Raw genomic sequence first — 20992 nt, forward strand, 5'->3', positions numbered from 1 at the left:
CAATTTTCGTTCGGCACGAACATTCTTGACGCAATTATGGAAAAATTAAGCAAATCCCCATCATATATAGCATAGGCGAGGTTATTAACCGTCACCATTTCATTGAAAATACTAACAGGGAGATACTCCCGATTTTCAGAACTTCGGATTGGAATTATCGTGACACATTTCGTGGGGTGTTTCATTTCGCAGAACTGATGTGGACGGTCTGCCATCGCGCGTGTGCCCGGCCGGGTGCTTTCAAGTCGCCACGACCTTACTTGTTCGACTCGCGACCATACGGAAGGAATGGAGCGCGCAAGCGGGAGGACATCATCTGTGATCCACAAACAATAGCGTTCAGTGCCATTGATAACCTCGGACGAACCTAAAAACTTGCGAACCAGCAAATCTTTTGCTCTTGGCTCAAGTGAGAGCGCTTCCAGTTCTGCTTTATCAACAATTAGATGTCCACCCTCATAGGGTTGGTTGCCAAGAACCATTCAGTCTGTTCGCGGAGCAAGAGCGTGAGACGAAGCTGGACAAGATCGGCGACGCGTGCGCGAAGCTGTCTGCGCACGTGGACTTTGCGGCGCTGGCCGCGCAGATCGACGAGGCAGCGCCCCGGCCTGGCCGCGAGCGCGGCGGACGGCCGCCGTTTCCGACCGAGTTGATGGTCCGGGTTCTGGTGATCCAGCAGCTCTACAACCTCAGCGATGAACAGATGGAATTCCAGCTCCTGGACCGGTTGAGCTTCCAGCGCTTCGTGGGGCTGCGGCAGAGTTCGCACGCACCCGACCGCACGACCCTCTGGGCTTTCAAGGAGAGGCTGATCAAGGCGGGGGCCACCGAGAAGATCTTCGAAGCGGTGAACCGGCAGCTCGACCGCCAAGGCTACATCGCGCGGGGCGGGCAGATGATCGACGCGAGCATCGTGGTGGCGCCGAAGCAGAAGCTCACGCGTGACGAGAAAGAGATCGTGCAGCACGATGCCATGCCGGCCGAGTGGTCGCCTTCGAAGCGTCGGCAGAAGGACGTGCAGGCGCGCTGGACCAAGAAGCACGGCAAGAGCGACTTCGGCTACAAGTTGTCCACGAGCGTGGACAAGCGACACAAGCTGATTCGCCGCGTGCAGGTGAGCACGGCCAGCGAGCACGACACCTTGCACTTCGAGGGCGTGCTCGATGCTGGCAACACCAGCCGCGATGTCTACGCCGACAAGGGCTACGTCGACGGCGAGCGCGAGCAGCGCCTGACGGCCCAGGGCTGGCGCCTGCATATCCAGCGCAAGGGCCAAGCTGGCAAGCCGTTGTCGGACTGTCAGGAGCGACGCAATCGGCGCATTGCCAAGACCCGGGCCCGCGTGGAGCCCATCTACGCCAGCCTGGAGCAGATGGGCGGCAAGGCGTTGCGCTCAATCGGCCTGGACCGGGCGACGCTGCATCTGCACTGGAAGGCGGCGACCTACAACCTGCGGCGTCTGTGCACGCTGATGGACGTCGGTCCGCAGCCCTTCTGACGCCCGAAATGGGCTTGGACCGGTCGAAATCGACCGAATCCAGGCACAGAGGGCACAAAGATCCTCGCGCTGCCCTTCGCAGGCCCCGGAACTGGGCTCGATTGTGGCGTCATCATGGAGATGTCAGCTCAAAAACCGGGTAATTCGAGGTGCCCAAACGTCAAGACCGGTGCTGGCGAGCGCGTCGGAGTTCGTCCACGATCAGCAGCATGGCGCCGATGAAAATCGCCGAGTCGGCCAGATTGAACGCGGGCCAGTGCCACTGCTGGCCGTTGAGGGTGATGTAAAAGTCGAGGAAGTCGGTCACCTTGCCCCACAGCACGCGGTCGATCACATTGCCCAAGGCCCCGCCGAGAATGCACGCCAGCGCCAGGTTGAACAAAGGCTTTCCCCGGTTGCGGAACATCAGCCAGAGGATGAACAGCGAAGCGGCGAGGCTTAGCGCGGTGAAAAACCAGCGCTGCCAGCCCGGCGCACTGGCGAGAAACGAGAACGCCGCTCCGGGGTTGTGGATGTAGACCAGATTGAAAAAACCGGTCACCGGATGGCTGCTGTCGAGCGGCAGGTCTTGCCGTACCCACCATTTGGTGAACTGGTCGGCGGCAATGATCGCCAGCGAGACCAGCAGCCAGGGCCAGACCCGGCCGCGCCGGGCGGTGAAGGAGCTGTCAGACAGAGCAGAGGGCATGGGCGGGGGAGTCTCAGGCGAGGTGGCGCGGTTCGCCCGCGCCGAAGAGGTTGCTCACGCAGCGCCCGCACAGACCGGGATGCGCCGGATCGGCATCGACATCTTCGCGCCAGTGCCAGCAGCGTTCGCATTTGGGTTGCTTTGTGGGCGTCACCACGATGCGCAGTTCTCCATCGCTCGGATGCAGGCTGGCGCGCGAGGTGATGAGCACAAAGCGCAGGTCGTCTCCTAAGCGTTCGAGCAGGGCGTGCTCGGCCGGCGGGGCGTAAATATCGACTTCGGCCTGCAGCGAGGCGCCGATTTTTCCTTGCTCGCGCAAGGCCTCGATTTCCTTGTTGGTCGCCTCTCGTAGGGCGCGAATACGCGCCCACTGATCGAGTAGCAGGGCGCTGTCGGTCTGCTCGGGCCACTGCCAATAGGTCTCGGCAAAAATGCTCTCGCTCTTGCCGATCAGCGCCCAAGCCTCTTCAGCGGTGAAGCTGAGGAAGGGCGCCATCCAGCGCAGCATGCCTTGAGTGATTTGCCACAGCGCGGTCTGGGCGCTGCGTCGGGCAAGGCTGTCGGGCGCTGTGGTGTAGAGGCGGTCTTTCAGGGCGTCGAGATAGAACGCGCCTAGGTCTTCGGAGCAGTAGACCTGCAGCTTGGCCACTACCGGGTGGAACTCGTATTGCTCGTAATGCGCCAGGATGACCGATTGCAGACTCTGCGCGTGGGCCAGCGCCCAGCGGTCGAGTTCGAACATCTGGCTCAGCGGTACGGCATGCCGGGCGGGATCGAAGTCGCTGGTATTGGCCAGCAGAAACCGCAGTGTGTTGCGGATGCGGCGATAACCATCGACCACGCGGGCGAGGATTTTGTCGTCGCCCGCAATGTCGCCGGAATAGTCGGAGGCGGCTACCCACAGGCGGATGATCTCCGCGCCCAGCTTGTTGCAGGTCTGCAGCGGATCGATGCCATTGCCCAGCGACTTGCTCATCTTGCGGCCCTGGCTGTCCACGGTGAAGCCGTGGGTCAACAGCCCTTTGTAGGGCGCGCGGCCGTACATGGCGCACGAGGTGAGCAGCGAGGAATGAAACCAGCCGCGGTGTTGGTCATGGCCTTCCAGATAGAGATCGGCCTGCGGGCCTTCGGCATGGCCCGCGCCTGCATGACTGCCCATGAGCACGGTGGTGTGCGTGGTGCCCGAGTCGAACCAGACTTCGAGGATGTCAGCGCTTTTGCTGTAGTGCGCCGCGTCGTCTGCGCAACCCACGCGGGCGAGGATGTCGGTGGCGCTGGCCTTGCTCCAGGCCTCGATGCCGCCGTGCTCCACCATCTCGGCGGCGACATCGAGGATGTCCATGGTGCGCGGGTGCAGTTCGCCGCTGTCCTTGTGCAGAAAAAACGGGATCGGCACGCCCCAGCTCCGCTGGCGGCTGATGCACCAGTCCGGCCGGTTGGCGATCATGTCGTGCAGGCGCGCCTTGCCGTTTTCGGGATAAAAACTGGTGTGCTCAATGGCCTCGAGCGCCATCTGCCGCAGCGTTTTCGGCGCCTTGTCCTTGGTGAACACGCCTTCGCCTTCGTCCATGCGGATGAACCACTGCGCCGCCGCGCGATAGATCACCGGCACCTTGTGGCGCCAGCAGTGCGGGTAGCTGTGGGTGATGCCGTAGGTGGCCATCAGCCGATCAGCCTGACGCAGGGTATCGATGATGTGAGGCACCGCCTTCCAGATGTTCTGCCCGCCGAACAGCGGAAAGTCGGGCGCGTAGCTGCCGTCGCCCTGCACCGGGTTGAGGATGTCCTCATAGGCCATGCCGTGCGCAACGCAGGAGTTGAAGTCGTCGACGCCGTAAGCGGGTGAGGAATGCACGATGCCGGTACCGTCGTCGGCGGTGGCGTAGTCGGCCAGATAGACCGGCGACAGTCGGCGGTAACCCGCATCCACCTCGTAGAGCGGGTGGCGGAACTCCAGCCCGCCCAGCGCCTTGCCGGGTGCGGTGGCCACGATCGCGCCCTCAATCTCATAACGCTTCAGGCAGGGGTCGACCAGGCTGGCGGCCAGCACCAGGTAGCCGCGCGGCGTATCGACCAGGGCGTATTCGATTTCCGGGTTGAGATTGAGCGCCTGATTGGCGGGAATCGTCCAGGCGGTCGTCGTCCAGATGACGGCGAAGGCGGGCTTGGCGGCATCGGGTAGCGCGGGCAGGCCAAAAGCCGAAGCGAGTGCCACGCGATCATTCGACTCAAAGGCGACATCGAGCGTCTGCGATTTTTTGTCGGCATATTCGATCTCGAATTCAGCCAGCGATGAACCGCAATCAAAACACCAATACACCGGCTTGAGGCCACGGTACACAAAGCCGCGCTCGATCACCCGTTTGAAAGCGCGAATCTCCGCCGCTTCGTTGACGAAATCCATGGTGCGATAGGGATGATCCCAGTCGCCCAGCACGCCCAGACGCTTGAAATCCGTCCTTTGCTGGTCGATCTGCGCCGTGGCATAGGCGCGGCTCTTGGCCTGCATCTCGTCGCGCGGCAGGCAGCGGCCAAACTGCTTTTCGATGGCGTTTTCGATCGGCAGACCGTGACAGTCCCAACCGGGAATGTAAGCCGCATCAAAGCCGCTCAACTGACGTGCCTTGACGATCATGTCCTTCAGAATCTTGTTGACCGCATGTCCCATGTGAATCTGACCGTTGGCATACGGCGGACCGTCGTGCAGCACGAATTTCGGCGCCCCGGAGCGCGCCAAGCGCAGCCTCTGGTAGAGACCGTTTTCGTTCCAGTCCTTGATCCATTGCGGTTCGCGCTTGGGCAGATCGCCGCGCATGGGGAAGGGGGTGTCTGGCAGGTTCAGCGTGGCCCGGTAATCGGGTTTTTCGGCTGCGGAAGAGTCGGCGTGATCCATGGAATGGCAGTGCTGTGCTGGAGCCCCGAGCAAAGGGTCCAATGAGAAGGAGTGAGCGAGAAAAAAGTGAACCGCGATATCACCCGAAGCAACCGATCGTCAAAGCTGGGCGAGTCGGGTGCCCGAGGGCGAGCGCCGTCAAATTCGATCGCGGGTGGTTTGTCGGGCGAGCTGAGCAAACCAGGCGCGCGCCTGGTCGCTGTCGTTCTGAATCGCCGCAATCAGTTGAGTCAGGTCGGGGTAATGCGCTTCGTCGCGCAGTTTGTGCAGGAGTTCCACCCGGATGAGTTTACCGTAGGCCTCTGTCTGCCAATCGAACACATGCGTTTCCAGCAACACCCGCCCGTCGGTCTCGACGGCCGGGCGCGTTCCCAGGCTCGCCACGGCGGGCAGGGGCGCCAACTCCAGCCCGTGTACCCGGGCGACGAAAACACCGCCAAGCGCGGGGCGGGCGCGATCAAACCGCAGATTCAACGTCGGGAAGCCCAGCTTGCGGCCAAGTTTGGCCCCGTGCAACACATGCCCCGAAATGGCATAGGGGCGACCCAGCAAAACCTGCGTGGTCTCCATGTCACCCGCCTGCAGCGCCTGCCGCACAGCCGAACTCGAGATTCTCAGCGCGGTTTCCGTGACCACAGGCATCTGACGTGCTTCGCCGCCCAGGTTGCGCATCAAGGTATCGAGCTGGGCGAAATCTCCCGCGCGCCTGGCGCCAAAGCGAAAATCATCGCCGACCAGGACGAATTGCGCCTTGAGGCCCTGCCACACGATCTGCGCCACAAACTCCTCTGGAGACAACGCGGCGATGCGAGGATCGAAGCGCAGCACGACAACTTGCTGCACTCCGGCTTCACGCAAGGCGCACAACTTGTCGCGCAAGGTCGAAATATGGCTGGGTGCGGAGTCAGGGTGCCCCTGGAGTGTTGCAAAAAAATCACGCGGGTGCGGCTCGAAGGTCAGCACCGTCGGCACCAGGCCACGCGACCGGGCGACTTGCACCAACTGGTGCAACATGGCGAGATGCCCCCGGTGCACCCCATCGAAATTACCGATGGTCAACGCCGTTCGCGATGCTAATGATCGGTGATGAATTCCTCTAAAAACATGCATAAAAACAATTTGTTAGAGTGTTGTTTTGAGAGATTTTTTGAGCTGTTGCAGCAATCAAAAAATTTTAAGGGTGCGCTCCAATCTGATGCGCACGTCGGCGAATCGCTGCGACCCTGCCCGTATGAAAAACGTCTATTGTCCGCCTTATCCAACACCGCGCCTTTTGCAGGAGTGCACAGAGGGTTTGCCCTGCGCTGAATTGTCGCGCGCGCAGGTTTTTTGCGTGTATAGTTAGTGCGCAGTCGAAACAAGAGCCAAGGTTCTCATTTGCTTGAGAGTTGGCTTGTGTCGGTTTCACAGTAGTGATTTGCCGGGCTTGTTGAAGATTTGCACTTATCTATATTTTCTTTAAAGGTTGATTCATGGCTACCGGTACTGTGAAATGGTTTAACGAGTCCAAGGGCTTCGGCTTCATCAAGCCTGATGAAGGCGGCGAAGATCTGTTCGCGCATTTTTCTGAAATTCAGGCCAAAGGTTTCCGCACTCTGCAGGAAAACCAGCGCGTCGAATTCACGGTGAAGGCTGGCCCGAAAGGTCCCCAGGCTTCTGCCATTCGCCCCATCTAATTTAGGTAGGGCGGCGGCTTCCTGGCCAAAAGTCAGGGCGTTGCAAAATCAACCGGCCACTGGCCGGTTTTTTTGTGCGCCAACTATCCCGATAGATCTGTAACCCATGGTCGAGGACTTCGTTCGACATTACGGCTATGCCGCAGTAGCTTTAGGCGCCCTTGCCGAGGGAGAGACCGTACTGCTGCTTGCGGGGTATGGGGCCCACCGTGGCTGGCTGGAGTGGCCCTGGGTTGTTTTGGTGGCTGCACTGGCAGCTACTCTGGGGGATCAGTTTTTTTTCTTTCTGGGGCGTTGGTTTGGGCCGCAGTTGGTCAAGCGTTTCTCCGGTTTGGAAAAAAACCTGCCCCGCGTTCAGCGCTTGCTGCATCGCGGGGCGCCCTGGGCGATTGTCAGCGTGCGCTTTCTCTATGGCTTGCGCATCGCCGGGCCCGTGCTGATCGGCATGGCGGGCGTAGCACCCTGGCGGTTTGTGCTTTACAACACCATAGGCGCCGCCTTGTGGGCACCGCTTGTCACGGGCTTGGGGTGGTTTTTCGGCGCAGGCGTGGCGCAGTTGACGTCTCGTTTGCAATGGGCCGAGGAAATCCTGCTGGCTATCGCCATCGTCGTCGTGTTGATCGTCTGGCGTCTGTGGAAACGCCGACAACGCGCATCTTCAAATCTTTAGGCCCATCGCGTCTCGGACGGCGTGCATGGTTTGTTGTGCCGTGGCGCGCGCCTTGTCGCTGCCGTGCGCCAGGATGTCGTGCACCAGCGCGGGGTTGTCGAGGTAGGGCTGGGCCCGCTCGAACATGGGTTGCTGTTCGCGCAGGATGGCATCGATGATGGGCTGCTTGCACTCCAGGCAGCCGATGCCCGCCGTGGTACAGCCGCGTTGCACCCAGTCGCGGGTGGCGTCGTCGGTGTAGGCCAGGTGGAATTGCCAGACGGGACAGCGTTCGGGCGTGCCGGGATCGGTGCGTTTGACGCGCGCGGGATCGGTGGGCATGCGTTTGATTTTGTGCTCGACGCTCGCGCGCTCCTCCCGGATGGCGATGGAATTGCCGTAGCTCTTGGACATCTTGCGGCCATCCAACCCTGGCAGCTTGGACTCAGGGGTCAGCAGCGCTTCGGGCTCGCGCAGGATTTGCCTGCGACCACCGCTGAGTTGCGCTCGCAGGGCGTCTTTTTCTGCACGCGACAGTTTGCTGGCGGCGATCAGTTCGCGAGCCTGTTCGCGTTTTTCGGTCAGCCCCTCCTGATCGGCGGCACGACGCAGGGCAGCGAGTTGTGCGCGAACGTCCTCGGGCAATTTGGCCGCCGCGGCTCGCGCCTGTGCCTCAACCGCAGGATCTTTGCCATAGAGGTTATTGAAACGGCGCGCGATTTCACGGCTCATCTCGATGTGCGGCACCTGATCGGCCCCGACGGGCACATAACGCGCCAGATAAATGAGGATGTCTGCGGCCTGCAGCAGCGGGTAGCCGAGAAAGCCGTAGGTGGTCAGGTCTTTGTCCTTCAGATTGGCGATCTGATCTTTGTATGTGGGCACACGCTCCAGCCAGGACAAAGGGGTGCCCATACCCAGCAGCAGAAACAGCTCGGCGTGCTCCAGCACCCGGCTTTGCACGAATAAGGTGGCTTTGTTCGGATCGACGCCAGCGGCCAGCCAGTCGATCACCATCTCGGTGGTGTGCGCGTGGATGGTTTCCGGCGTTTCGTAATGGGTGGTCAGCGCGTGCCAGTCGGCGACGAAAAAGTAGCAGTCGTGCGCGTTTTGCAGCTGTGCCCAGTTTTTCAAGGCGCCGTGGTAATGCCCCAGGTGCAGCGCACCCGTGGGGCGCATGCCGGACAAAACGCGATCATCGGCGCCCGTTGCGCCATCGGCCTGTGCAGGGAGAGTCATAAGGAAAGAGTCGGAGGAGAAAAAAGGGGGCTCAGAGGAGCATCTGAAAGGGGCTGAGCAGAACCTTGAGAACTTGCATGGACAGCGCCATGAGCGGGCTGAGCCAGAAGTTGGTGACGATGCCGGTGAGCACCAGCGCCATCACGATGAAAAAGCCGTAGGGTTCGACCCTTGAGACGGCGATGGCTTGCCGCACCGGCAGCAGCCCCACCAGAATGCGGCCGCCATCGAGTGGCGGCAGCGGAAACAGGTTGAACACGAACATCACCAGATTCACCAGAATGCCGGCCTGGGCGACATCGTAAAAATAGACCTCGTTGACGGCGAAGGCGTGCAGGCCGACGAGCAGCAGGCCCCAGAGAAAGGCCTGAAAAAAGTTGGAAGCCGGGCCGGCGAGCGCGACCCAGATCATGTCGCTCTTGGGGTTGCGCAGTCGCCCGAAATTCACTGGGACCGGCTTGGCATAGCCAAAGAGAAATGCCCCGGAGGTGGCGAAATAGAGAATGAGAGGCACGAGGATGGTGCCGATCGGATCGATGTGCCGCACCGGATTGAGCGATACGCGGCCCATCATGTAGGCGGTGTTGTCGCCGAAGTAGCGCGCCGCATAGCCGTGCGCCGCTTCGTGCAGGGTGATGGCAAAGAGCACCGGCAGGGCGTAGACGGTGACAGCCTGTATGAGTTGATCCATGCGGGAATTGTAGGAAGGGCGTGGTGACAGGGCGGGCCAGGGGCGGCTTGACCCGCCCTGCGCCAAGGATGAACAGGTGGATTGCGCGGGGTTTACTGCAAGGCCGGGAGGCCGAGCGCATCGAGCGGGCCGCGGCCGATGCGAATGACCACGGGCTCTGCGCCGCACAGATCGACCACGGTGGTGGGCTCGCTGGGGCAGGGCCCGGCGTCGAGCACTAGATCGACTTGATGCCCGAGCTGGTCGCGAATATCGGCGGCGTCGTTTAGCGCGTGTTCGTCTCCGGGCAGAATCAAGGTGGTGGCGAGCAGGGGCTGGGCCATTTCCACCAGCAGGGTGTGGGCCACGGCGTTTTGCGGCACCCGCACGCCGATGGTCTTGCGCGAGGGGTGCGACACCCGACGCGGCACTTCCTTAGTGGCTTCGAGAATGAAGGTGTACGGCCCGGGCGTGCAGGCGCGGATGAGACGGTATTGCCGGTTGTCCACGCGGGCATAGTTGCCCAGTTCGGACAGGTCGCTGCACAGCAGGGTGAGGTGATGCCGCTCATCCACCTGGCGGATTTGCCGCAGGCGTTGCACGGCGGCTTTGTCGTCGAGATGGCAGACCAGGGCATAAGACGAGTCGGTCGGAATCGCCGCCACGCCACCACTGTGCAGCACGGCGGCGGCTTGCTTGATCAGCCGAAGCTGCGGGTTGTCGGGGTGCAGGTTGAAGTATTGCGCCATGGTGGAGGGGTTCAATGCAGCAAATCCCAGACGGGAGCGAGGTTGGCGGGCAGGGGGGCGAGACGCCCGAGGTCGCAGATGCTTTCTCCTGGGCTGTGAAAATCGGAGCCGCGCGAGGCGTAGAAGCCGAATTCCAGCGCGAGCTTGGCGTATTTGCGGGCCTGCGCTGCGGTATGGCTGCCGGTCACCACCTCGATGCCCTGACCGCCCAGCGACTTGAAGCGTTCCAGCAGGGCCCACTCTTCGGTTTCGGTGAAGCGGTAACGCCCGGGATGGGCAATCACGGTGATTCCCCCGGCGGCGCGAACCCAGCTCAGGGCCTCGTCGAGGCGGGCCCATTCGTGTTCGACATAGCCGGGCTTGCCCGGTGTGAGATAGCGGCTGAACACCTCGTGGGTCTGGCGGCACACGCCGAGTTCCACCAGCAAGCGGGCAAAGTGCGTGCGCGACATCAGCGCCGGATTGCCCGCATAGCGCAGCGCGCCGGCGTATACGTCGGACAGACCCAGATGCTTTTCAAGATCGGCCGCCATATCTCTTGCGCGTTGGTCGCGACCGGCGCGAATCTGTTGCAGGCCGCCTTGCAAGACCGGATGAGAATCGTCGAAATTCAGCGCTACGATGTGCACGGTCTGCGCGGCAAAAGATACCGAAATTTCCACCCCAGTTACAAAACGCAGACCCAGTGCCTCGGCGCTTTGCCGCGCTTCGGTCAAGCCGCCGAGTTCATCGTGATCGGTGAGCGCCCAGAGATCAATCCCATTCGCATGGGCCCGCTGCGCCAGGGCGGCAGGCGTCAGTGTGCCGTCTGAAACCGTGGAATGACAGTGCAGATCGGGATTGCGCGCAGAAGAAGCAGACATGATGCCGCATTGTAGGGAGGGCGTCTAAACTGCGCCGGATGGGCAAATCTTCTCGACATATCAGCCTGACCCCGGCCACGCAATGGCTGCGCGCGCAAGGCGTGGCCTACACCGAGCATGTGTATGACTACGTCGATCATGGCGGAGCCGCCTGGGGCGCGCAGAGCTTGGGGCTGCCGGTGCACGCGGTGATCAAAACCCTGGTGATGCAAGACGATGCATCGCAACCGCTGGTCGTGCTCATGCATGGCGACCGGGAGGTCTCGACCAAGCAGTTGGCCCGGGCGATCGGTGCGCGGCAGGTTGAGCCCTGCAAGCCTGAGGTGGCGCAGCGGCATAGCGGGTATCTGGTCGGCGGAACGTCGCCATTTGGTCTGCGCAAGGCCATGCCGATTTATGGCGAGCAATCGGTGCGGGCGCTGGAGCGCATCTACATCAATGGCGGGCGGCGCGGTTATCTGCTGGGGCTCTCCCCCGACGTGCTCGACGCGGTTTTGCAGGTGCGCTGGATGAACTGCGTTCAATAGAATCACAAAGCATGAATACATCGAACGTTGTGGCCCTGATCTCCGCCGGGCTGGCCTATCTGTTGGGATCGCTGTCGTTCGCCGTCTTGGTTAGCCGCGTCATGGGCATGGCCGACCCGCGCACCTACGGTTCGGGCAATCCGGGTGCCACCAATGTGCTGCGCAGCGGCAACAAGCTCGCCGCCATCCTGACCTTACTGCTCGACGCCTTCAAAGGCTGGCTGGCGGTCTGGCTGGCCCTGGTGATCGGCCCTGGCTTCGGGCTTGGCGCGCCTGGTGTGGCCTTGGTGGCTGTGGCCGTGTTTCTGGGGCATCTCTACCCTGTGTTTTTCCATTTCAAGGGCGGCAAAGGCGTGGCGACGGCGGCGGGCGTGTTGCTGGCCGTCCAGCCCTGGCTGGGGCTGGCCACGCTGGCCACCTGGCTGATCGTGGCCGGATTTTTTCGCTACTCCTCTTTAGCGGCGTTGGTGGCTGCGGTGTTCGCACCGTTTTATTACTGGTTTGGCGGCGGGCTGGCCTGGAACGTCGACCCCGCGCTGCTGCTTGCCCTGATGATCATCAGCGCGCTGCTGATCTGGCGGCACAAGAGCAATATCGGCAAGCTGATGCGCGGCGAAGAAAGCCGCATCGGGCGGAAGAAATAAAAACCGCGCGCCCCTCAATATCGAGGGCTCAGGGTCATGCGGTCGCCGTCGTGTTGCATATTGACCCGTTGCAGAAAGCTCATGCCGAGCAGGGCGTAGGGCATTGGGGTGTTGATCACCACGGCGGGTACGTTGTGCAGTTCGATATGGCCCACGCGCACTTTGTCGAGATCAATCAAGGTTGCAGGGATGGTGCCATTGGCGGTGTTGACGGCCGAGGCTCTTCCATTCTGCAGATTGAGGCCCAGCCGCTGGGCTTGTTCTCGGCTGAGGGTGATGCGGGTGGCCCCCGTGTCCACCATCATGCGCAACAGTTCGCCGTTGATGCGGCACTCTGTCACGAACTGTCCGTTTGATTTCGCAAACAGAACGGTGCGCTGCGCGGCCGTCGCCCCCACGCTCAGCGGCGCGGCGCCCAGGCCCAGTTGCATTTTCTGCCCGCTGACTTCCACCGTGGCCTGTTGGCCCGAGAGGGCCAACAGTTTCACACCTTGCACCGTTTGACCGATGCGCAGTGTGCGCGGCGCGCCACCGTCGATCACCAGCAGCGCCTGATCGCCAAATTTTCCGGCCAGACCCACGCTTGCCGCCGCAGCAAAGGCCGGGTTGCCGCCCAGCGCAAAGACCGTGCAGGCTAAGACCCAGCGGGCAGCGCGCGCAGCAGACCAAGGGCGCAGCAGCCTGGCGGATTTGCTCACGCCAGCTCAGTCCCGAAAATTGTTGAATGACAGCGGCGCTTCCTCGATGTCTTTGCGCAGCACCGCCATGGCCGCCTGCAGGTCATCGCGCTTGGCCCCAGTGATGCGCACGATGTCGCCCTGAATCGCGGAAGTCAGTTTGAGCTTGGAGCCCTTGATCGCTGCAGTGATCTTTTTCGCCAGCTCCTGCGGAATGCCGGCCTTCACGGTGATGACCTGTTTGACCTTGTCTCCGGAAATTTTTTCGATTTTCCCGAGATCGAAAAAGCGCGGATCGATTTTGCGCTTGGCGGCTTTGGCCATCAGTACATCGCGCACCTGCCCGAGCTGAAAGTCGCTGTCGGCGGTCAGCGTGAGCGCCTTGTCGTTCTGCTCGACCTGGGCCGAACTGCCCTTGAAATCAAAGCGGGTGGCGATTTCCTTCGCCGCTTGATCGCAGGCGTTGCGCACTTCGACAAGATCGGGTTCGAGAACGGCATCGAAAGAGGGCATAAGTGAACCTTGAAGATAATGGATGTTTGATCTGTAGGATTCTATGAGCCTGGAACTCGAAACCGATGTGCCCCTGCGCGCATTCAACACCTTTGGCATCGAAGCCACCGCGCGGCGTCTGGTGAGGGTGCGCAGTGCGCGCGATGTTCGTCTGGTGGTCGATCATCCCGAATGGGGGCGTTCGCCCAAATTCATTCTGGGCGGCGGAAGCAACGTGCTGTTCACCCGCGACATTGACGATGCGGTGGTGGTGAAGACGGAAATTCGCGGCCTGCGCGTGCTCGAAGACGACGCCCGTTCCACCCTGATCGAAGTGGGCGCAGGCGAGCCCTGGCATGACGTGGTGATCTGGGCGCTGGAGCAGGGCTTTGCCGGGCTGGAGAATCTCGCCCTCATTCCCGGCACGGCGGGGGCGGCGCCGGTGCAGAACATCGGCGCGTACGGCTTGGAGTTATCCGACCGGCTGGAGTCGGTCGATGTGGTCGACTTCGTTACCGGCCGCAGCGCCACCTTGCCTGCGGCACATTGTCGGCTGGGTTACCGCGACAGCATTTTCAAACGCGAACTCGCGGGCAAGTCGGTCATCACCGCGATTCGCCTGCGTCTGCCCAAGCCCTGGACGCCTGTGGCGGGGTATGCGGACGTGGCGCGGTGGTTGCAGCGCGAGCAGATCTCCGACCCATCGCCCCACGATGTGTTTCGGGCCGTGTGCGCGATTCGAACCAGTAAATTGCCGGACCCGGCCAAACTGGGCAACGCCGGGAGTTTTTTCAAGAACCCGGTGGTCAATCGCACCATCCGCAATGAAATCCTGGAAGAACATCCCGACATCGTCAGCTACCCGCTGGACGACGGCACCTACAAACTCGCCGCAGCGTGGATGATCGCCGCCTGCGGCTGGAAAGGAAAATCGCTGGGCAACGCGGGGGTGCATGAGCAGCAGCCCCTCGTTCTGGTCAATCGCGGCGGGGCTACCGGCGCCAACGTGCTGGAACTGGCGCGCGCGGTGCAAGACAGCGTCGAGCAGAAATTCGGCCTTCGCCTCGAGCCCGAGCCGGTCATTCTGTGATGCAGACGATTGTCGATTTTTTCGCCTTCCGCACCTTTGTCAGCCTGGACGTGCTGCGCGTGGTTTACGCGCTGGGCGCCATCGGCATGCCGATGCTGGCCTGGGCGTTCTGGCTGTGGCTCGATCGTTTCGCGCTGTGGCGGTCGATGCGCGGCGTGTCAGCGTCTGCGGTTCGCCGGGTCGTTCCCAAGCGTTGGCGCGTGATCTCTGTTTTGTTGTTTCTACTGTGTTTTTTCTGCATGGAACTCATGTGGCGCATGATGTTTGAATTCATCATCGCCTATCTGCAGATGCACGAGGCCTTGCAACTGCTTTCACAACGCGCGGGCCTGCGCTGACTGCCAACTGGAGAGCTAGCCGATGACGCTCCACACCATTTTGCGCATGGGCGACCCCCGGCTGTTGCGCGTCGCCAAACCGGTGGTCAAGGCGGATACGCCCGAACTTCACGCCCTGATCGCCGATCTGTTCGAGACCATGCAGGCGGCCGGTGGTGTTGGCCTTGCCGCGCCGCAGATCGGGGTTGACCTGGCCGTGGTGATTTTCGGTTTCAGCCAAAGCGCCCGTTACCCCGAGGCGCCTGCCGTGCCGCAGACCGTCCTCATCAACCCGGAAATTTCAGTGCTCGACGATACCGAGGAAGAGGGCTGGGAAGGCTGCTTATCGGTGCCCGGCCTGCGCGGCTGGGTGCCGCGCTTTCGCCGGATTCGCTACCGCGGCATGGATGCCTATGGCAACCCCATCGACCGCGAGGCTGAAGGCTTCCATGCCCGCGTCGTGCAGCATGAGTGCGATCATCTGATCGGCAAACTCTACCCCATGCGCATCCGTGATTTCAGCCGGTTCGGTTTTACCGACGAGTTGTTTCCCGGGCAGGACATCGCTGACGACTAAACCCTCAGGGCTTCACTTCCACCAGCCACATGGAGCTGGTGGGGTTGTTGATGGCGGTTTCCGCTGACCATTCAGGGTTAATCGTAGTGCCAGCATTGGGTACGGTCTGCCAGGCATCGGCTCCACTGTTGGAGTTCAGCGAGTTGTTGCCCATATCCAGACGCGTCCAGCCAGCTGGCGCGTTGTAGACGTTGGTGGGATCGCTCTGAGAGCCGGTGAAATCGGCGGGCCCCCAGAAGGACACGACCAGACTGTTCGGACCTGTTGTCACCAGGGGCTGGGCGCTGTTATTTGAGCGGGTGTTGCTGTAGGTCGTTTCACCCAATGCGCTCGCACCCGACAGCACCACAACGAACAGGGTCGCCTCATTGTCTTCGTAGCTGGGCATCTTGATGAGGCTCCAGGTCTGTCCCGCGCCTCCCTTGGCGTTGACGCAGGCATACAGGTAGCTGCCGGCCCCGACCCCTGCATAGGTTTGCGCATTGCCGATGCGCGTGTAAGTGTTGCCCTTGTTGTCGGTGAGCCTGGAGAAGGTGCCGGTATTTTGAGTGAGCACCTGCACCAGGATGATGGAACCCGATGCAGGCGTGTTGACCGGGGGCGTGGTCATGGGAGACGTACCGATACCCGACACATCGACCTTCAGCGCGTGTGCGGCGACATTGACGACACCCACATTGTTTGTCGGGGCAGACGGCGATGCAGAACTTGAATTGGATGCGGTGCCGCTGGGTGCCGTGGAACTCGGGGTCGTAGAACTCGGGGTCGTGGAACTCGGAGTCGTAGAAGTCGGAGTCGTAGAAGTCGGAGTCGTAGAAGTCGGAGTCGTAGAAGTCGGAGTCGTAGAAGTCGGCGTCGTGGAACTCGGAGTCGTAGAACTCGGAGTCAAGGCGGAATTTTGGTCCGCCGATGGGCTGGCTGTCGAACTTCCCCCACCGCCACACCCCGTCAACAGCAAGGCGCCGAGGAGCAGAGCGGGAAGGGGAAATACAACAAATCGTCGTGTCAAAGTTTTGATGGGCATGGCGGTGTCCTCGTTAGGCGAACTGCTGGCAATAAGACCAATGCGCGCTCAGCAGGCCTAGGCTTGCCGTGCGCTACTTTTTTGCGGATGAGTGCATGGTAAGCATTTGATTTGACTTGCAAGCCCAAGTGATTGCGGGGGCGATGGGCCAAGGGCAGCGCCCCTCAGCTGATCCTTGCTGAAACGCTCACTTACATCCCTGCTTTGCGCTGCATCAAAACTGCGTGCTAGAGTGTTGCCAGACTCGTTTGAGTCTAGGCCCTTCTAAAGCCGCAATCCGCCAATCGGGCAGCCCGAGCCGCGGAAGGATGTTTTCCCACTGAGCGCCGGGGTGCCCGGCAGACTGTGAGCGCATATGTTGATGCAGAAATTCAAAGCCAATTCCTATCTCTTCGGCGGCAATGCCCCGTATGTCGAAGAGATGTACGAGAGCTATCTCTCCAATCCCGGTTCGGTTCCCGACCATTGGCGCGAATACTTCGATGCGCTGCAACATGTGCCCGCGCTCGACGGCAGCAATGCGCGCGATGTGCCGCATGCCCCGGTGGTGTCGGCCTTTGCCGAGCGCGCCAAATCCGGCCCGATCCGCACCTTGCAGGCAGTGGCCGATGGTGAACTGGCGCGTAAACGGGTTGCCGCGCAGCAACTGATCGCCGCCTACCGCAATGTGGGAGTGCGTTGGGCCGATCTCGACCCGCTCAAGCGCACCGAACGACCGAATATCCCGGACCTGGAGCCGTCGTTCTATGGCTTTACCGATGCCGATCTGGAAACCGTGTTCAACGTCAGCAACACCTTTTTCGATCGCGAAAATCTGTCGCTGCGCGAACTGCTCAACAACCTGCACGAAACCTACTGCGGCTCACTGGGCGCCGAGTTCATGTACCTCAGCGATCAGGACCAGAAACGCTGGTGGCAACAGCGGCTGGAATCCACCCGCACGCGCCCGGATGTCGATGCCGAGGCGAAAAAGCATCTGCTTGAACGGTTGACCGCTGCCGAAGGGCTGGAGCGTTATCTGGCGACCAAATATGTCGGCCAGAAGCGCTTTTCGCTCGAAGGCGGCGAGAGTTTTATTGTCGCCATGGATACCCTGGTTCAGCGCGCGGGCGCGCTGGGCATTCAGGAAGTGGTCATCGGCATGGCGCACCGCGGCCGCCTCAATGTGCTGGTCAACACCCTGGGCAAACGGCCGCAGGACTTGTTCGACGAGTTCGAGGGCAAACATGCAGATGACTTGCCGTCCGGTGACGTGAAGTATCACCAGGGCTTTTCCAGCGATGTGTCCACGCCCGGCGGCCCGGTGCACCTGAGCCTGGCGTTCAACCCGTCGCATCTGGAAATCGTCAATCCGGTGATCGAAGGCTCCACCCGGGCGCGGCTGGATCGGCGCGGCGACGCGCTCGGCGAAACGGTGTTGCCGGTGCTGGTGCATGGCGATGCCTCGTTTGCGGGGCAAGGCGTGGTGATGGAAACCCTGGCGCTGGCGCAGACCCGCGGCTACACCACGGGCGGCACGGTGCACATTGTCATCAACAATCAGATCGGCTTCACCACCTCCGATCCGCGCGATGCGCGTTCCACGCTGTATTGCACCGACGTGGCGAAAATGATCGAGGCGCCCATCCTGCATGTGAATGGCGACGATCCTGAGAGCGTGGCCTTTGCGACCAGTCTGGCGCTCGACTATCGCAAGCAGTTCCATCACGACGTGGTGGTGGACATTGTTTGTTTCCGCAAACTGGGCCACAACGAGCAGGACACCCCCGCCGTCACCCAGCCGCTGATGTACAAAAAGATCGCGGCGCATCCGGGCGCGCGCAAGGTTTATGCAGACCGTTTGGTGAGCCAAGGGGTGATTGCCGCGGCGGATGCCGATCAGTTGGTGCACGAATTCCGCGCCGAAATGGAGTCGGGCATCAGCCTGGAGCCGGTGCTCACCAACTACAAGAGCAAGTACGCGGTCGACTGGTCGCCCTACCTCAACCGCCGCTGGACCGACAGCGCTGACACGGCCCTGCCGATGACCGAGCTCAAGCGGCTGGCCGAGCGCATTACCACCGTGCCAGAGAATTTCAAGCTTCACCCCTTGGTCGAAAAAGTGATTGCCGATCGCGCCAAGATGGGCCGCGGCGAACTGCCGCTGGACTGGGGCATGGGCGAGCACATGGCCTTCGCCTCGCTGGTGGCCAATGGTTTTCCAGTGCGGCTTTCCGGCGAAGACAGCGGTCGCGGCACCTTCAGCCATCGCCACTCGGTGCTGCACGACCAAAGCCGCGAAAAGTGGGACGTCGGCACCTACATCCCGCTGCAGAACGTCGCCGAAGGGCAGGCGCCGTTCACCGTGATCGACTCCATTCTGTCGGAAGAGGCTGTGCTGGGTTTCGAATACGGCTACTCCACCGCCGATCCCCGCACCCTGGTGATCTGGGAGGCGCAGTTCGGCGACTTCGCCAATGGCGCGCAGGTGCTCATCGACCAGTTCATCTCGGCTGGCGAAGTGAAGTGGGGCCGCGCCTGCGGCCTGACGCTGATGCTGCCGCACGGCTACGAAGGGCAGGGGCCGGAGCACTCTTCGGCGCGCCTGGAGCGCTACCTGCAGCTTTGCGCCGAGACCAATATGCAGGTCTGCCAGCCGACCAACCCGTCGCAGATTTTTCATCTATTGCGGCGGCAGATGCTGCGGCCCTTCCGCAAGCCGCTGATCATCATGACGCCCAAGTCGCTGCTGCGGCACCCGCATGCCAAGTCGCCGCTATCCGATCTGGCGAATAGCCGTTTCGAAGTGGTCTTGCCTGAGGTGGAAGAACTGCAGGCCGATAAAGTCAAGCGCATCGTGGCCTGCTCCGGGCGGGTGTATTACGACCTGCTGGCGGCGCGCGCCGAGCGCAAGATCGACGATGTGGCCATCATTCGTCTTGAGCAGCTCTATCCCTTCCCACACAAGGCCTTTGCGGCTGAAGTCAAACGCTACCCCAATGCGCGCGACATCGTGTGGTGCCAGGACGAGCCGCAGAATCAGGGCGCATGGTTCTTCGTACAGCATCACATCCACGAAAACATGCTCGAAGGGCAGAAGCTCGGTTACGCCGGGCGGCCTGCCTCAGCATCGACCGCGGTGGGCTATTACGCCAAACATGCCGAGCAGCAAAAAGAGCTTCTGAGCGCGGCCTTCGGCAAGCTCAAAGGCTATGTGCTGACGCGCTGATTGATGACGGGCGGCGCGCGTAGCGGCCGCCCCGAAAGCCACAAAAAATCTTCTAACACCGTTCACTGGCCGCGCAGTTCCCGCAGTTCCCTTCCTCTCTCGCGGCCACCTTAAAAATACCGGACTCCATCATGGCGCTGATCGACATCAAAGTTCCCCAACTCTCCGAATCCGTGGCTGAAGCCACCCTGCTGACCTGGAAGAAAAAGCCCGGCGAACCCGTGGCGCAGGATGAAATCCTGATTGAAATCGAGACCGACAAAGTGGTGCTCGAAGTGCCCGCTCCCGAAGCCGGGGTGATGGCGCAGATCGTCAAGAACGACGGCGAATCGGTGACCAGCGACGAAGTCATTGCCAAGATCGACACTGAAGCCAAACCGCAGACCAGCCCGTTGCCCGTGGCGCCGGTCAAGGCGGCTGAATCGGCTGTTTCGGCTCCGACCGCGGTTGCATCTGCAGTTGCGCCTGCGGCTCCCTCCGCAGGCGCTGCGGTGGCTATGCCGGCTGCGGCGAAGATCATGGCCGAGCAGGGCGTGAATCCGTCTGATGTGGCGGGCACCGGGCGCGGCGGCCGCATTACCAAGGGTGATGCCTTGCAGGCTGCGGCTGCGCCCAAGCCGCCGTCCGTTCCAGCCCCAACGCCCGCGCCGAAACCGGCGCCGAAACCGGCGCCCGCTGCGGCCGCAATGCCCTCGCTCACCATCCCCGCGTTGCAGCCGGTGGAGGCCGATCTCGATCTCGCCGCCTACACCGACCGGCCCGAACAGCGCGTGCCGATGAGCCGCCTGCGCGCGCGCATCGCCGAGCGGCTGCTGCAGTCGCAGGCCACCAATGCCATCCTCACCACCTTCAACGAAGTGAACATGAAGCCGGTGATCGACATGCGCAATCTGTACAAAGACAAGTTCGAGAAGCAACACGGCGTGAAGCTGGGTTTCATGAGCTTTTTTGTGCGCGCCGCGGTGCATGCGCTGCGCAAGTTCCCTCTGCTCAACGCCTCGATCGACGGCAATGACATCGTCTATCACGGCTACTTCGACATCGGCATCGCCGTGGGCAGTCCGCGCGGGCTGGTGGTGCCCATTCTGCGCAATGCCGATCAGATGAGTTTTGCCGACATCGAAAAAGCCATCGCCGATTTTGGCGCCAAGGCGCGTGACGGCAAGCTGACCATCGAGGAGCTCACCGGCGGCACCTTCTCCATCAGCAACGGCGGGGTGTTCGGCTCGATGCTGTCCACGCCCATCATCAACCCGCCGCAGTCGGCCATTCTGGGCATCCACGCCACCAAAGACCGGCCCGTGGTCGAAGACGGTCAGATCGTGATTCGCCCGATGAACTACCTGGCGCTGAGCTACGACCACCGCCTGATCGACGGCCGCGAAGCGGTGCTGAGTCTGGTGGCGATGAAAGAGGCGCTCGAAGACCCGGCGCGTCTGCTGCTCGATCTTTGATCCGGGCGCCAAGCCAAGGCTTCATCCGCTTATTCGCGTCGACGCGCCGCGTGCGCG

At 61.7% G+C, this 20992-nt stretch carries 22 protein-coding genes and 1 pseudogene; 11 read left to right on the forward strand and 12 right to left on the reverse strand.

Annotated features, from left to right (window positions below; translation table 11 throughout):
• Positions 1-482 (reverse strand): type IIL restriction-modification enzyme MmeI (locus B3H47_RS13925; RefSeq protein WP_324344474.1); only part of this gene is annotated, 482 nt, incomplete at its 3' end.
• A gap of 5 nt (positions 483-487) precedes the next feature.
• On the opposite strand from B3H47_RS13925, the gene B3H47_RS13930 reads away from it, so the two are divergent.
• On the forward strand, positions 488-1498 hold the full coding sequence (locus tag B3H47_RS13930; protein WP_286987733.1) for an IS5 family transposase: 1011 nt from the start codon (positions 488-490) through the stop codon (positions 1496-1498).
• Between the two features lie 160 nt (positions 1499-1658).
• Here the strand turns inward: B3H47_RS13930 and lspA are convergent, their stop codons facing one another.
• From lspA to B3H47_RS13945, 3 genes are all read right to left on the reverse strand, one after another.
• Positions 1659-2186, reverse strand: a complete 528-nt coding sequence (gene lspA / locus B3H47_RS13935; RefSeq protein WP_013122992.1) for a signal peptidase II — start codon at positions 2184-2186, stop codon at positions 1659-1661.
• Between the two features lie 13 nt (positions 2187-2199).
• Positions 2200-5079, reverse strand: a complete 2880-nt coding sequence (gene ileS, locus B3H47_RS13940) for an isoleucine--tRNA ligase (protein ID WP_286987597.1) — start codon at positions 5077-5079, stop codon at positions 2200-2202.
• 138 nt (positions 5080-5217) lie between these two features.
• Complete coding sequence (locus B3H47_RS13945) at positions 5218-6189, reverse strand: bifunctional riboflavin kinase/FAD synthetase (protein ID WP_286987599.1); 972 nt, start codon at positions 6187-6189, stop codon at positions 5218-5220.
• On the opposite strand from B3H47_RS13945, the gene B3H47_RS13950 reads away from it, so the two are divergent.
• The 3 genes from B3H47_RS13950 to B3H47_RS13960 all read left to right on the forward strand — a co-directional run bounded on the left by B3H47_RS13950 (position 6166) and on the right by B3H47_RS13960 (position 7425).
• Positions 6166-6387, forward strand: coding sequence for a hypothetical protein (locus B3H47_RS13950; RefSeq protein ID WP_286987736.1), 222 nt, complete (start codon positions 6166-6168; stop codon positions 6385-6387). The genes B3H47_RS13945 and B3H47_RS13950 overlap by 24 nt on opposite strands.
• A 164-nt stretch (positions 6388-6551) precedes the next feature.
• Positions 6552-6755: a cold-shock protein gene (locus B3H47_RS13955; protein ID WP_013105664.1), complete on the forward strand. Its 204-nt coding sequence runs from the start codon at positions 6552-6554 to the stop codon at positions 6753-6755.
• 106 nt (positions 6756-6861) lie between these two features.
• Positions 6862-7425, forward strand: a complete 564-nt coding sequence (locus B3H47_RS13960; protein WP_286987601.1) for a DedA family protein — start codon at positions 6862-6864, stop codon at positions 7423-7425.
• Here B3H47_RS13960 and B3H47_RS13965 read toward each other — a convergent pair.
• The 4 genes from B3H47_RS13965 to B3H47_RS13980 all read right to left on the reverse strand — a co-directional run bounded on the left by B3H47_RS13965 (position 7414) and on the right by B3H47_RS13980 (position 10925).
• Entirely contained in the window at positions 7414-8643 is a 1230-nt protein-coding gene (locus tag B3H47_RS13965) for a tryptophan--tRNA ligase (protein WP_286987602.1), read from the reverse strand. The genes B3H47_RS13960 and B3H47_RS13965 overlap by 12 nt on opposite strands.
• A 31-nt stretch (positions 8644-8674) precedes the next feature.
• Positions 8675-9334, reverse strand: coding sequence for a site-2 protease family protein (locus B3H47_RS13970; protein ID WP_013105667.1), 660 nt, complete (start codon positions 9332-9334; stop codon positions 8675-8677).
• 92 nt (positions 9335-9426) lie between these two features.
• Positions 9427-10062: an L-threonylcarbamoyladenylate synthase gene (locus B3H47_RS13975; protein WP_286987603.1), complete on the reverse strand. Its 636-nt coding sequence runs from the start codon at positions 10060-10062 to the stop codon at positions 9427-9429.
• A gap of 11 nt (positions 10063-10073) precedes the next feature.
• Positions 10074-10925 (reverse strand): 3',5'-nucleoside bisphosphate phosphatase, encoded by an 852-nt coding sequence (locus B3H47_RS13980; RefSeq protein ID WP_286987604.1) that lies wholly within the window; start codon positions 10923-10925, stop codon positions 10074-10076.
• A 38-nt stretch (positions 10926-10963) separates the two neighbouring features.
• Here B3H47_RS13980 and B3H47_RS13985 point away from each other — a divergent pair, with 38 nt between their 5' ends.
• Positions 10964-11452, forward strand: coding sequence for an aminoacyl-tRNA deacylase (locus B3H47_RS13985; protein ID WP_276708503.1), 489 nt, complete (start codon positions 10964-10966; stop codon positions 11450-11452).
• 11 nt (positions 11453-11463) lie between these two features.
• Positions 11464-12096 (forward strand): glycerol-3-phosphate 1-O-acyltransferase PlsY, encoded by a 633-nt coding sequence (gene plsY, locus B3H47_RS13990; protein WP_276708504.1) that lies wholly within the window; start codon positions 11464-11466, stop codon positions 12094-12096.
• A 14-nt stretch (positions 12097-12110) separates the two neighbouring features.
• On the opposite strand, the gene B3H47_RS13995 is transcribed toward plsY, so the two are convergent.
• Both B3H47_RS13995 and B3H47_RS14000 read right to left on the reverse strand, forming a co-directional pair.
• Entirely contained in the window at positions 12111-12794 is a 684-nt protein-coding gene (locus tag B3H47_RS13995) for a retropepsin-like aspartic protease family protein (RefSeq protein ID WP_276708505.1), read from the reverse strand.
• 6 nt (positions 12795-12800) lie between these two features.
• The gene (locus B3H47_RS14000; RefSeq protein ID WP_276708506.1) at positions 12801-13286 is read right to left on the reverse strand and encodes a YajQ family cyclic di-GMP-binding protein; all 486 of its coding nucleotides are present in this window, start codon (positions 13284-13286) and stop codon (positions 12801-12803) included.
• Positions 13287-13329: 43 nt separating this feature from the next.
• Here B3H47_RS14000 and murB point away from each other — a divergent pair, with 43 nt between their 5' ends.
• Genes murB through def form a run of 3 tightly spaced genes read left to right on the forward strand, consistent with a single transcriptional unit; the run spans position 13330 to position 15249 of the window.
• Entirely contained in the window at positions 13330-14355 is a 1026-nt protein-coding gene (gene murB / locus B3H47_RS14005) for a UDP-N-acetylmuramate dehydrogenase (protein ID WP_286987608.1), read from the forward strand.
• Entirely contained in the window at positions 14355-14693 is a 339-nt protein-coding gene (locus B3H47_RS14010; protein WP_013123004.1) for a DUF4282 domain-containing protein, read from the forward strand. The genes murB and B3H47_RS14010 overlap by 1 nt, the downstream gene beginning before the upstream one ends.
• Before the next feature lie 22 nt (positions 14694-14715).
• Positions 14716-15249 carry a peptide deformylase gene (def, locus tag B3H47_RS14015; RefSeq protein WP_286987609.1) on the forward strand — a complete coding sequence of 178 codons (534 nt, stop codon included), beginning with the start codon at positions 14716-14718 and terminating at the stop codon, positions 15247-15249.
• A 4-nt stretch (positions 15250-15253) separates the two neighbouring features.
• On the opposite strand, the gene B3H47_RS14020 is transcribed toward def, so the two are convergent.
• Positions 15254-15859 carry a hypothetical protein gene (locus tag B3H47_RS14020; RefSeq protein ID WP_286987611.1) on the reverse strand — a complete coding sequence of 202 codons (606 nt, stop codon included), beginning with the start codon at positions 15857-15859 and terminating at the stop codon, positions 15254-15256.
• Positions 15860-16028: 169 nt separating this feature from the next.
• Positions 16029-16193 (reverse strand): annotated as a pseudogene (locus tag B3H47_RS15360) (pentapeptide repeat-containing protein); the annotation flags it as partial.
• Positions 16194-16628: 435 nt separating this feature from the next.
• Here B3H47_RS15360 and B3H47_RS14025 point away from each other — a divergent pair.
• Both B3H47_RS14025 and odhB read left to right on the forward strand, forming a co-directional pair.
• On the forward strand, positions 16629-19481 hold the full coding sequence (locus tag B3H47_RS14025) for a 2-oxoglutarate dehydrogenase E1 component (protein ID WP_013123007.1): 2853 nt from the start codon (positions 16629-16631) through the stop codon (positions 19479-19481).
• A 131-nt stretch (positions 19482-19612) separates the two neighbouring features.
• Positions 19613-20935 (forward strand): 2-oxoglutarate dehydrogenase complex dihydrolipoyllysine-residue succinyltransferase, encoded by a 1323-nt coding sequence (odhB, locus tag B3H47_RS14030; RefSeq protein WP_286729910.1) that lies wholly within the window; start codon positions 19613-19615, stop codon positions 20933-20935.
• Positions 20936-20992 lie beyond the last annotated feature (57 nt).

Source organism: Thiomonas sp. UBA7699 (assembly GCF_002482605.1).
Taxonomy (GTDB): Bacteria; Pseudomonadota; Gammaproteobacteria; order Burkholderiales; family Burkholderiaceae_C; genus Thiomonas; species Thiomonas arsenitoxydans.

Bases quoted from the DNA above. Each gene is read 5' to 3' on its own strand.
- B3H47_RS13960 (WP_286987601.1), top strand. From the start codon at position 6,862: ATGGTCGAGGACTTCGTTCGACATTACGGCTATGCCGCAGTAGCTTTA.
- B3H47_RS13945 (WP_286987599.1), bottom strand. From the start codon at position 6,189: ATGCATGTTTTTAGAGGAATTCATCACCGATCATTAGCATCGCGAACG.
- def (WP_286987609.1), top strand. From the start codon at position 14,716: ATGACGCTCCACACCATTTTGCGCATGGGCGACCCCCGGCTGTTGCGC.
- B3H47_RS14025 (WP_013123007.1), top strand. From the start codon at position 16,629: ATGTTGATGCAGAAATTCAAAGCCAATTCCTATCTCTTCGGCGGCAAT.
- B3H47_RS13980 (WP_286987604.1), bottom strand. From the start codon at position 10,925: ATGTCTGCTTCTTCTGCGCGCAATCCCGATCTGCACTGTCATTCCACG.
- B3H47_RS13965 (WP_286987602.1), bottom strand. From the start codon at position 8,643: ATGACTCTCCCTGCACAGGCCGATGGCGCAACGGGCGCCGATGATCGC.
- B3H47_RS13975 (WP_286987603.1), bottom strand. From the start codon at position 10,062: ATGGCGCAATACTTCAACCTGCACCCCGACAACCCGCAGCTTCGGCTG.
- lspA (WP_013122992.1), bottom strand. From the start codon at position 2,186: ATGCCCTCTGCTCTGTCTGACAGCTCCTTCACCGCCCGGCGCGGCCGG.
- B3H47_RS13950 (WP_286987736.1), top strand. From the start codon at position 6,166: ATGAATTCCTCTAAAAACATGCATAAAAACAATTTGTTAGAGTGTTGT.
- ileS (WP_286987597.1), bottom strand. From the start codon at position 5,079: ATGGATCACGCCGACTCTTCCGCAGCCGAAAAACCCGATTACCGGGCC.
- B3H47_RS13970 (WP_013105667.1), bottom strand. From the start codon at position 9,334: ATGGATCAACTCATACAGGCTGTCACCGTCTACGCCCTGCCGGTGCTC.
- B3H47_RS14020 (WP_286987611.1), bottom strand. From the start codon at position 15,859: ATGACCACGCCCCCGGTCAACACGCCTGCATCGGGTTCCATCATCCTG.
- plsY (WP_276708504.1), top strand. From the start codon at position 11,464: ATGAATACATCGAACGTTGTGGCCCTGATCTCCGCCGGGCTGGCCTAT.
- odhB (WP_286729910.1), top strand. From the start codon at position 19,613: ATGGCGCTGATCGACATCAAAGTTCCCCAACTCTCCGAATCCGTGGCT.
- murB (WP_286987608.1), top strand. From the start codon at position 13,330: ATGAGCCTGGAACTCGAAACCGATGTGCCCCTGCGCGCATTCAACACC.
- B3H47_RS13985 (WP_276708503.1), top strand. From the start codon at position 10,964: ATGGGCAAATCTTCTCGACATATCAGCCTGACCCCGGCCACGCAATGG.
- B3H47_RS14010 (WP_013123004.1), top strand. From the start codon at position 14,355: ATGCAGACGATTGTCGATTTTTTCGCCTTCCGCACCTTTGTCAGCCTG.
- B3H47_RS13955 (WP_013105664.1), top strand. From the start codon at position 6,552: ATGGCTACCGGTACTGTGAAATGGTTTAACGAGTCCAAGGGCTTCGGC.
- B3H47_RS14000 (WP_276708506.1), bottom strand. From the start codon at position 13,286: ATGCCCTCTTTCGATGCCGTTCTCGAACCCGATCTTGTCGAAGTGCGC.